This window comes from Methylocaldum sp., assembly GCF_035627495.1.
Classification (GTDB): domain Bacteria; phylum Pseudomonadota; class Gammaproteobacteria; order Methylococcales; family Methylococcaceae; genus Methylocaldum.
On sequence record NZ_DASPLO010000029.1, the window covers coordinates 1 to 10046 of the forward strand.

Below are 10046 nucleotides of genomic sequence, written 5' to 3' on the forward strand. Positions count from 1 at the left end.
CGCCGATATATACATGTTTTTGAGCCGCCAAAATCGGAAAGAGGATACGCCATTCATTCTCCGTGACTGTTAATCGGTTCGCCATTTCGTAAATGGCGAGCGACATCGCCGGAGAGCTCCCGAAATGTCAACAGAACCTAGCCCATAGCCAGCACCGGATTGCGCTTTCTCATGGAAATTGTGTTGTTAAATGGCAAAATATTGTTGTAAATTGTTGACTCCCTATGGTTTTAGGCTAGTCTTTATGGGTGAATGAGGTAAAAACAACGAAGTGTTGTTTTGGTGCAATTAATCGGAAATGCGCACTAAGAGTGTGCAAAAGTTTCCTGATGCCTCGCTGGATTTATTGAATCTGTTTCATTTTTGTCTTGGTATAGGACTTGCTTTAAGTCTGCCGTTCTATGAGTTTGAGAGAGTAATATGAACAAGAATCTATTCAAGATCCGCATGGCGCCTATAGCTTTAGGTGTTTTCACGGCGATTTTTGCCGCCTCCGTGAGTGCGGAGGAAGCGAGTGAGCCTACCGGGCTGCTCGGCTACATGGGCGCCGATGTCAACGAAACCCAATTCATGAAAGACTTGGGTCTAAAGGTCGGCGGCTGGATCAATGCCGGTATCACCTACAATGCGAATGAGCCCGCCGGAAGATTCAACGGTCCAGTGACATTCAACGACCGAGCCTCCGAGTTTCAGCTAAATCAGCTCTACTTTTACCTGCAGCGCGCAGTCAATACGGAGGGGGATTCCTGGGATTTCGGCGGACGCTTCGACTTTATGTTCGGAACCGATGCCCAATTTACGCAGGCGTACGGTTCGCCCACGGGGCACTGGGATCTCCGTCTGATCAATGACGAGCGTTTCTATGACATCGCACTTCCCCAAGCCTACTTCGAAATATTCGCGCCTTTCGGCAATGGCATCACGGCGAAGATCGGACATTTTTACACGATCATCGGCAACGAAGTGGTGACGGCGCCGGATAACTTCTTCTATTCGCACGCTTACACCATGCAGTTTGGAGAGCCGTTCACCCATACCGGTGTGTTGTTGAGCTACCCGATCGATCAGAACTGGACGGTAACGGCGGGCGGCGTAACCGGTAGCGTTACCGGCGGCTGGGATGGTGCTTGGGACAAGGGGCTTGGCAACTGGGCCGGTATCGGCGGCGTAACTTGGGCCAGCGACGACAAGGGAACTTCAGTAGCGGTAACGGGAACTACGGGTGAAACCTCGGAACAGGACCACAACAACTGGAGTATTTATAGCATCGTGATCAAGCACGACATCATGGAGGGGCTGCACTACACCTTCCAGCATGATCATGGCTTTCAGAACAAGGCTATAGGCAGCCAGGACGCGACGTGGTACGGGCTCAATAACTATCTGACCTATGACATCACCGACGAACTCGGGGTTGGTATCCGTGCCGAGTGGTTTCGCGATGATGACGGGGTTCGGGTCTTTTCACCGGGTAGACCCGGTGTCCCTGGAGCATCGTTGGTTCCTGCGTCAAGCTATTATGCATTCACGGCGGGTTTGAATTGGAAACCGATGAAGTGGCTCATGGTTCGCCCGAATGTGCGCTACGATTGGGCGGATAATGCGGATGCTTTCGATAACGGTGGCGGGGCGACGGGCTTCGCCGGTAAGAAGAGCGATCAGTTCCTCTTTTCCACCGACGTGGTCGTAACGTTCTAATTACCGAGGAATTCTTCTCGCGCTGGACAGGGATGTCCGCCTACTGAACTTCTGTCTTTTACTCCGCAAACATTATGTTTTAACGGAGCTCAATATTAACGCTTGAGTGGAAAACTCAGGGTGATGATAGCCGTCGCCTTGACGGGCGCTACGGCAAAGTCGGAGCGTAAAAGTTACGCGGCTCTACGTGGGTTATGGTCTGACGCTGCCTTTTCGTGCAGGCATTGGCGCATAAGCTGCTTAGCCTCAACAGCACATTTGCCGCATTGATCACAGGCGCCTAATTTGACGCGCAAGCCGCGCATGTTCGTAATCTCCTGTTCCTGTACGGCCTTTCGGATTTGTCCGTCGGTGACTTTCTTGCAGATACAGATGTACATAACAAGACCAGATGAGAAACTCTGGTTTAATACTAGTACAACTGATAATTATTATCAAATAAGATTTGCTGTGAATTGCCTTGCTGAAAGGCATGGGGCTCGACGAAGTGTTGAGACTTAAAAATTACAGCTGAGTTTGTAGGTAATTTTGCAGTCCGATTTTATCGATTAGGCCGAGCTGAGTCTCCAACCAATACGCGTGGTCTTCTTCGGTATCCTTAAGGAGCGCCAGAAGTATGTCCCGCGTAACGTAATCGCTGACGCGTTCGCAGAACGCCATTGCCTCTTTAAGCTCGTCAATCACCTTGTATTCCAAAGCCAAATCATTCTTGAGCATGCTTGGTACGTCCTGGCCGATCTGCAGTGCGTCGCGCTTGCCCAGATCGGGTACGCCTTCGAGGAAAAGAATTCGGTTAATCAATAGGTCGGCATGGGATCGCTCTTCCTGTGTTTCATGATCGATGCGTTCGTACAGGCGATGAAACCCCCAGTCTTTATACATTCTAGAGTGAGTTAAGTACTGATCGATGGCAGTCAGCTCGCCCACCAGCAAATGGTTTAGTCGTGCGATAACATCGGCATTGCCTTTCATTGTTGTTCTCCGTTATGCGGCAGCAAATCCGGCTTCGGCAAGGGCAACCTACCGAAGTGGGTAAATTGAAACAGAATTACGTATACTAGTCATCCTTTTGCGCCCAGGGGGACGTGCTGCCGGTGCTTTAGCGGCAGTGGGGTGTTCGACAAATACCATTGATAGACGTATGACCCAAATAGAATACGAAGTCCGTGAACAGGACCTGATTGCTTTCAACGAACATCAATTGCGGAACTCCGCGAGCTGGCAGAAAACCTTGCGTCGTCATCAGGCAGTTTTCCCCGGTATCATGGCTCTCATTGCGCTGTTCTTGTGGTTTTACTATCAAGATACGCTTTCTGCGATCTATGTGGGCGTGATTGCTGCGTTATGGGGGATTTTGACCCCAATCTATTTCAAGGGAAGCCTGCGCAGACAGCTCCGGAAGATGTACTCGGAAGAGGAGAAGGCCTGTATCCTCGGCACATACACCCTGCGGGTCGAGCCGCATGTCCTGGTGGAGGTTAATCGGAATGGCGAGTCTCGGGTGAAATGGAACGATGTTCTTCGTGTCGAGATGACTAAGAAATACGCCTTTCTTTTTGTAACCATCGACACGGCTCTGATTATTCCCCGAGCTACCGTCAAGAAAGGGGATCTGCATGAGTTCGTCAAAGAAGCGGATCGGCGCATCGAGCAAGCCGCTTAAACCTACGTTTAGTTCTATACGATCATCGGGCGCCGGCATGGCGCTCCATCTGCATGCTTAATTTCAAATCGGTCGCGTTGAGACGCGGTCAGCGCCTGCTATTCGAAGATGGTTCCTTCACCATCCACAGCGGTGAAAAAGTCGGTATCACCGGCGCGAACGGGGCTGGTAAGTCCAGTTTGTTCCGTCTGATATTGGGAGGGATTCAGGTTGATGCGGGCGAAATTTCGATGCCGCCCAATCTGGATATCGCCCATGTGGCCCAGGAAACTCCGGCAAACGATCAGATTGCGCTGGAATACGTTATGGATGGCGACCGGGAATTGCGCATTATCCAGGCGGATCTTCAGAAGGCGGAGGAGAGCGATGATGGTGTAAGGCTGGCGCAGCTTCATTCCCGGCTCGATACAATAGGGGGCTATGAGGCAAGGGCTCGTGCCGCCAAGCTGATGTCCGGTCTTGGGTTTTTGCCAAGCGATGAGGCCAAGTCGGTAAACCAGTTTTCCGGTGGATGGCGGATGCGGCTCAATCTCGCGCAAGCCCTGATGTGTCGTTCCGACATGCTTCTTCTCGATGAGCCCACCAATCACCTTGATTTGGACGCTGTTATTTGGCTCCAGGAATGGCTGTCCCAATATGCCGGCACTTTGCTGCTGGTTTCCCATGATCGGGATTTTCTGGACGATATCGTCGACCATGTGCTTCATATCGAGAACCAAACGGTTACGCTCTATTCCGGAAACTACTCCGCGTTCGAGGTGAGACGTGCGGAGGTTCTGGGGCAGCGGCAAGCGGCCTACGAAAGGCAGCAGCGTGAAGTCGCGCACATTCAGGCATTCGTGGATCGGTTTCGCGCGAAAGCCACTAAGGCCCGTCAGGTGCAAAGCCGCCTGAAGGCGTTAAGCAAGCTGGAGTTGATCGCTGCGGCGCATGTCGATTCGCCCTTCAAATTTTCTTTTCTGCCGCCAGATAAGCTGCCTTCGCCTTTGTTGAAACTGGATGATGCCGGCGTGGGGTACGGCTCGAAAGCCATCTTGAGCGGCGTCAATCTGACTCTAACCCCGGGAGAGCGTATTGGACTCTTGGGCACGAATGGAGCCGGCAAATCCACCCTGATCAAATTATTGGCCGGTGCCTTGAGTCCGTGTTCCGGGGAGCGTTTAGAGGCGCAAGACCTGCGGATCGGTTATTTTGCACAACATCAGCTCGAACAGTTGCGGGTTGACGAAAGCCCGCTTAAGCATGTGCAGCGGCTCGATCCCAAAGCCGTAGAAAAGGATTTGCGCAATTTCCTCGGGGGATTCGGTTTTTGCGGCGATCAGGCCGTGGAACCGGTAGCGCCTTTTTCCGGTGGAGAGCGTGCCCGGCTTGCGCTGGCTCTTCTGATCTATCAGAAGCCGAATCTCCTGTTGCTGGACGAGCCCACCAACCATCTTGATCTGAATGCGCGTGACGCGCTTAACCTGGCCTTGCAGGATTACCAGGGGGCAATGGTGCTCGTCTCTCACGACCGTTATTTGCTTCGGACGGTTGCCGACGATTTCTGGCTGGTTGCCGACGGATTGGTCGAGAAATTCGCCGGTGATTTGGACGACTATCGGCAATGGTTGAGCAATCGTCGCGCGATGTCCCAAGCTCCGACCGAAAACAAGGCGGCACCTTCCCGCAAAGATCAGCGCCGCTTGGATGCGGAGCGGCGTCGTGTGTTGAGACCTTTTCAGCAGGCGCTAGAGCAAGCCGAAGCTTCTTTGGAAAAATTGACCTGTGAAAAAAGGCGTCTCGAAGAGCGGCTGTCGGATCCGGCGTTGTATCAGAGCGACTCTAAGACGGCTTTGCAGGCTCTGTTGATTGAGAAGACCGGCGTTGACCGGCAAATGGCCGACGCGGAGTCCGCCTGGTTGGAGGCGAGCGAGGCTTTGGACTCGGCCTCGGGTGAAATTTGAGCGAGTGCGAATTTGCAGCCGAAGGATAAACATGTCTCTGATAAAACTGTTTCTTGATATCTGTTTCTTTAAGAAAGGGCCTCAGGACACTCCTGCGTCGAACTTCCTGCTGGGTCTCGCGGTCTTGGCCTATATGATCGTAGGTATCGTGCTGCTCGGGCTAGAGGGCAATTGGGCGGGAGCGTTAATCGAAGCCGTGGCCGAAGGTTTGATGCTGTTCGGCTTCCTGTACATGACGCTCCATCTGGGAAAAAAAATACCCCGCCTTCTGCAAACGGCTACCGCGTTATACGCTTGTGATGCTTTGATTAGCGCGGCGGCGGTCCCGCTTCTCGCCTGGGTGCTGGTGACGCCGGAGGCTAAGGCGGTTTATATTCTTCTCACGGTGTTGATGCTGTGGCACTTGGCCGTAGTCGGGCATATCTTGCGACACGCTCTAGCCATTCCATTCTTTTTCGGTGTTGGGTTGGCTTTCGGGTACGTGGTCGTAAGCTATCAGATTATGATGGTCTTGTTCGATCGGACCCTGTGACCGCTGAAGAGAAAGAGAATAGGAGACTCGCGATGGCGTACCGGCGAATTTTATTGGCAGCCGATTTTTCCGAGCATGGTGAGCAGGTGATCCAACGGGCTCATGATCTGGCGAAAAAGTACAATGCGGGACTGGATATTGTCCACGTGGTGGAGAATATGCCTATCATGGATTCATCTTACGGGCCCATTGTGCCGTTCGACATCGACTTGACGGACCAGATGGTGGATGCGGCGCAGAAACGTCTGGCCGAGATTGCCGACCGTTTGGCCATACCTCAAGACCGCCGTTGGGTTGAAATCGGAAGTCCCAAGGTGGAAATTATCCGTATCGCGAAGGAGCAGCAGGTAGACTTGATCGTTATAGGTTCGCATGGAAGGCACGGCATCGGCTTGTTGCTCGGTTCCACGGCCGCCAGCGTGATTCACCATGCCGAATGCGACGTCCTGGCTGTCCGTCTTCAGGGTTAAAAGATTTTTGTTTCTCATTGATTGGCAAGGAGGCCAGGCTTATGAATGTGAGTAAGTGTTGGGTGCTGACGCTACTCGGTAGCGCGCTGCTAATCTCCAGTCATGCAGTCATTCCGATGGAGTCTAAAGGAGGGCAAGGTATGTCCATGAAGATCGAATCATCAGCATTTGTCCACAACGGCGACATGCCGGTACGTTTAACCTGTGACGGCCAAGACTTGTCGCCACCGTTGTCCTGGTCCGGTGTGCCCGAGGGCGCCAAAAGCTTGGTCCTGATCGTGGACGATCCCGACGCCCCAGACCCGAAGGCGCCTAAAATGACATGGGTGCACTGGGTGCTCTACAACATTCCGCCGACATTGGCCGATTTATCGGAAGGAATCTCGGTAGACTCTTTACCCTCCGGGACCGCCGAGGGGATCAACGACTGGAAACGGACGGGCTATGGCGGGCCTTGTCCACCTGTAGGTCGGCATCGCTATTTCCATAAGCTTTATGCGCTCGACACTCTGTTGCCCGATCTGCATAAGCCGACGAAAGTTCAGCTTGAGAAAGCCATGCAAGGGCATGTTCTGGCGCAAGCTGAACTGATCGGTCTCTATCAGCGCACCAAGTAATTCCGTTCGCCGAGCTTCTTACACCGGCCAAAACCGCATGGATCATCGCATCGCCCACGGCGCCTTTCAGCCAGTTCCTGGCCAGATGACGCCCGTCGTTTTTCATGTGGCCGATCACCGCTTCGATCATGAAGCGCCGAGTCATGGCCCGGCGCCGCGCGGCTCTGCTTGCGCCGTCCCGGCCGGTGCATCGTGACGTGGGCCGGCCCAGCGTCATGGCCGCGATAGCCCTGGTCGGCCCACGCCTGCCGGATGGTGCGATCGGTGAGGATTGCCGCCTGTTCGATCACCGTGCTGACGGTATGGCCATCATAGGGGTTGCCCGGCAGCGACCGGCAGCCAACGACCCAACCTTCCCGCGCGGTCACGGCCACGCCGACTTTGACGCCGAACTCATAGGGCGTTCGCGCCTTACCTTTCGAAATACACTCGACTTTCGGCGCATGCAACGCATAGCGCTTGTGACGATCCTTGGACTTCTGGCGCCACCATTGCCGTACCGGCTCCCATAACGTCTGCAACGGCAACGGTGGCGCCTCAGGGTGTTTGCGTTCGATGTCGCGGACGATCCGGCCCACCCAGGTGCGTTGTTGTTTGATGCCGCGGCGCATCCGCCGATATTGCTTGGCATGGGCATAGCGCCCCACTTGGCAGGCTAAGCGGGGGCCGAGTCGGTTGTAGTTCTGACGTAGCTCGATACCGCCGCGCTGCGCTTCGACGACCAAGCGTTCGCGCGCCTTTTCCAGCAACCGCGAATCGGTCGGATAGGCTACGGCCTTCTCCATCACCGTCGTATCCAGAATCACCCGCTCACACTCGATGCCTTCACGAGGTCCAAACGCTTGGCCGCCTCGATCGTCATCTGCAACAGCATTTATACCCGCGGCCGCTCCAGCGCGACGCGAACTCGAAGGGCACGGAAACTCATGCTGGAAATACTGCTCGCCGCAGATCCGCAACGGTGGCTGGCTACAAGCAGTCTCCGCGCAATACTCCCCAACGCGGAGTTCAGGGACGACCCGTCTATGGCCTTCGCCAAGCGAACCAATTCATGCCGACTATCGATGATGTTTGGCAACACCATCCGAAATAGATCCTGTTGATTCACACCACGAGGTTCTCTTGGCTTTATGCAACGCTCCCAAATTTCCAAGAAATCGACACCACGTTATCGGTTTTCTTACGCATTACACCCGGCGATATACGTGGATTCTCTATATCAGTCAGTGCATTATGAATACTTCAGGACCGACTCATTAATGTGCCGGGTGTTTAGATGCAGCATGAGCCGTTTACGGAGTTAAAAAGGTATTGGTGCCTCGGGCCGGAATCGAACCGGCACGCCGGGTTAGGGCGCGGGATTTTAAGTCCCGTGTGTCTACCTATTCCACCACCGAGGCAATATAGACTTGTACGCGCATCAGACGGGGGCGTCGCTGATAAGCTCGTATTTTGTTGCTAACCGAGTCAGTTCCACATCATTTTTGACGGACAACTTGTCATACGCCCGATACCGGTACGTATTTACCGTTTTGGGGCTGATTGTCAGCATGTCCGCCATGTCCTGAATCGATCGGCCTTGCAGCGTCATGATGACGACTTGCAGTTCGCGGTAAGACAAATCGTCGAATGGAGACGAGGATTGGTTTGGAAGCTTGGCTAAGGCCATTTTACTGGCGACGTCCTGGCTGAGGTAACGCGTGCCGTCAGATACCGTCCGAATGGCATTTATCAGTTCGCTGACAGGGCAGTTTTTCGAGACATAGCCGTGGGCGCCTAAGTTCAGGAGTTGATAAGGGAATGGTCCGTCAGCATACACACTCAGAGCCACAATTTTTACCTGTGGATGTTTCTGATTGATCTTTCGGCATGCTTCTATTCCGCCTATGCCCGGCATATTGATATCCATTAAAATCAAATCCGGTTTCAGCCGGTCGGCTTGCTCTATGGCTTCTTCGCCTGAGCGCGCTACGCCGATTACCTTCATGTCCTCGGCTTCGTTTAGTAAGTGCTCGATGCCCGTTCGAACCAGTTCATGATCATCTACCAGAAGAATGCCGATCATAACGTCAATAGCGAAAACCAGGTGGCGCTTACCTTAATATGGCGGAGAGGGAGGGATTCGAACCCCCGGACGGGATCAACCGTCAACGGTTTTCAAGACCGCCGCTTTAAACCGCTCAGCCACCTCTCCTTGATTCAGTAATCTTTCTCTCATAAGGATAACTCATAAGCCTCTTCGGTTCTATCTTTGCGATTTCCAGAGGCATTTTCCGTTGCTCGCCTTATCGATAGCATTGATTCTGGAGGTGTGCGCTTGGAGTTCCGTTTCGCTGCAGTGGATTATTTTAAGCTCTGGGCGATTTACTAAAATAGTCGATCTTGGTTTTTGCTGTGATTTATTGGCGCTCTGATTTGTTGATTCCGGCTCCAGCACCAATAGGGTCTGACCACCGGTCATTGCGAGATAGACTTCGGCTAGAATTTCAGCATCGAGTAAGGCTCCGTGAAGCTCTCTGTGTCGATTGTCTACGCTGTATCGTTTGCACAGTGCATCCAGATTATTGCGCTGTCCAGGATGTTTCTTTCTGGCGAGTGCCAGTGTATCGAGAACGGTGCAATAGTCGGCGACGCTGGCAAAACGGCTAGGTAGCAATCGCAATTCATGGTTGAGAAATCCGATATCGAACGGAGCATTGTGGATAATCAGTTCCGAGCCTTTGATATACGCCAAAAGATCCTCGGCAACATCGGCAAAGCGAGGTTTATCTGCTAAAAACTCGGCACTCAGGCCGTGTACTTCAACGGCTCCGGGGTCAATGTCCCGCTCGGGATTCAGATAAACGTGAAAACGGTTTCCTGTCAGTCTGCGATTGATGAGTTCCACGCAACCGATTTCAATGACGCGGTGACCTTCCATTGGGTCGAGTCCGGTTGTTTCAGTATCAAGTACGACTTGTCGCATGAGTCTTCTTGCTCCGCCCTAGTGTCCTGTCCCATTAATACGTAGCATAAATCTTGCTTAATTTCTGGGTGTCTTTAGATTTGAGGAGATACCCAATGAAAAACGGCCGCCCGAAAGCCGAACTGGTCATCACACCCGCTGAACGCGAACAACTGGAG

11 protein-coding genes and 2 tRNA genes are annotated in these 10046 nt (G+C 53.1%); 6 read left to right on the plus strand and 7 right to left on the minus strand.

The features are described 5' to 3' along the window. The first annotated feature begins 420 nt into the window (after nt 1-420). A complete protein-coding gene (locus tag VEB01_RS02450) occupies nt 421-1698 on the plus strand; it encodes a porin (protein ID WP_324872517.1) in 1278 nt (425 codons plus the stop codon). A 173-nt stretch (nt 1699-1871) separates the two neighbouring features. Here VEB01_RS02450 and VEB01_RS02455 read toward each other — a convergent pair whose 3' ends face one another. Continuing rightward, nucleotides 1872-2078, minus strand: a complete 207-nt coding sequence (locus VEB01_RS02455; protein WP_324872518.1) for a (2Fe-2S)-binding protein — start codon at nt 2076-2078, stop codon at nt 1872-1874. Between the two features lie 124 nt (nt 2079-2202). Next, nucleotides 2203-2670: a bacterioferritin gene (bfr, locus tag VEB01_RS02460; RefSeq protein WP_324872519.1), complete on the minus strand. Its 468-nt coding sequence runs from the start codon at nt 2668-2670 to the stop codon at nt 2203-2205. A gap of 169 nt (nt 2671-2839) precedes the next feature. Here bfr and VEB01_RS02465 point away from each other — a divergent pair, with 169 nt between their 5' ends. The 5 genes from VEB01_RS02465 to VEB01_RS02485 are packed head-to-tail and all read left to right on the plus strand — an operon-like array spanning nt 2840 to nt 6923. Further along, on the plus strand, nt 2840-3361 hold the full coding sequence (locus tag VEB01_RS02465; protein ID WP_324872520.1) for a YcxB family protein: 522 nt from the start codon (nt 2840-2842) through the stop codon (nt 3359-3361). A 53-nt stretch (nt 3362-3414) separates the two neighbouring features. Further along, nucleotides 3415-5304 carry an ATP-binding cassette domain-containing protein gene (locus VEB01_RS02470; protein ID WP_324872521.1) on the plus strand — a complete coding sequence of 630 codons (1890 nt, stop codon included), beginning with the start codon at nt 3415-3417 and terminating at the stop codon, nt 5302-5304. A gap of 31 nt (nt 5305-5335) precedes the next feature. Further along, entirely contained in the window at nt 5336-5836 is a 501-nt protein-coding gene (locus tag VEB01_RS02475) for a hypothetical protein (protein ID WP_324872522.1), read from the plus strand. A gap of 32 nt (nt 5837-5868) precedes the next feature. Beyond that, nucleotides 5869-6306 (plus strand): universal stress protein, encoded by a 438-nt coding sequence (locus tag VEB01_RS02480; RefSeq protein ID WP_324872523.1) that lies wholly within the window; start codon nt 5869-5871, stop codon nt 6304-6306. Nucleotides 6307-6347: 41 nt separating this feature from the next. Continuing rightward, entirely contained in the window at nt 6348-6923 is a 576-nt protein-coding gene (locus VEB01_RS02485; protein WP_324872524.1) for a YbhB/YbcL family Raf kinase inhibitor-like protein, read from the plus strand. On the opposite strand, the gene VEB01_RS02490 is transcribed toward VEB01_RS02485, so the two are convergent. The 5 genes from VEB01_RS02490 to dnaQ all read right to left on the minus strand — a co-directional run bounded on the left by VEB01_RS02490 (nt 6908) and on the right by dnaQ (nt 9888). Beyond that, the gene (locus VEB01_RS02490) at nt 6908-7729 is read right to left on the minus strand and encodes a hypothetical protein (RefSeq protein WP_324872525.1); all 822 of its coding nucleotides are present in this window, start codon (nt 7727-7729) and stop codon (nt 6908-6910) included. The two genes, VEB01_RS02485 and VEB01_RS02490, sit on opposite strands and share 16 nt — an antisense overlap. 506 nt (nt 7730-8235) lie before the next feature. Then, a tRNA-Leu gene (locus VEB01_RS02495) sits at nt 8236-8323 on the minus strand. Nucleotides 8324-8343: 20 nt separating this feature from the next. Continuing rightward, nucleotides 8344-8988, minus strand: coding sequence for a response regulator (locus VEB01_RS02500; protein ID WP_324872526.1), 645 nt, complete (start codon nt 8986-8988; stop codon nt 8344-8346). A 39-nt stretch (nt 8989-9027) separates the two neighbouring features. Next, nucleotides 9028-9117, minus strand: a tRNA-Ser gene (locus VEB01_RS02505). 51 nt (nt 9118-9168) lie between these two features. After that, complete coding sequence (gene dnaQ, locus VEB01_RS02510; RefSeq protein WP_324872527.1) at nt 9169-9888, minus strand: DNA polymerase III subunit epsilon; 720 nt, start codon at nt 9886-9888, stop codon at nt 9169-9171. Nucleotides 9889-10046: the final 158 nt, after the last annotated feature.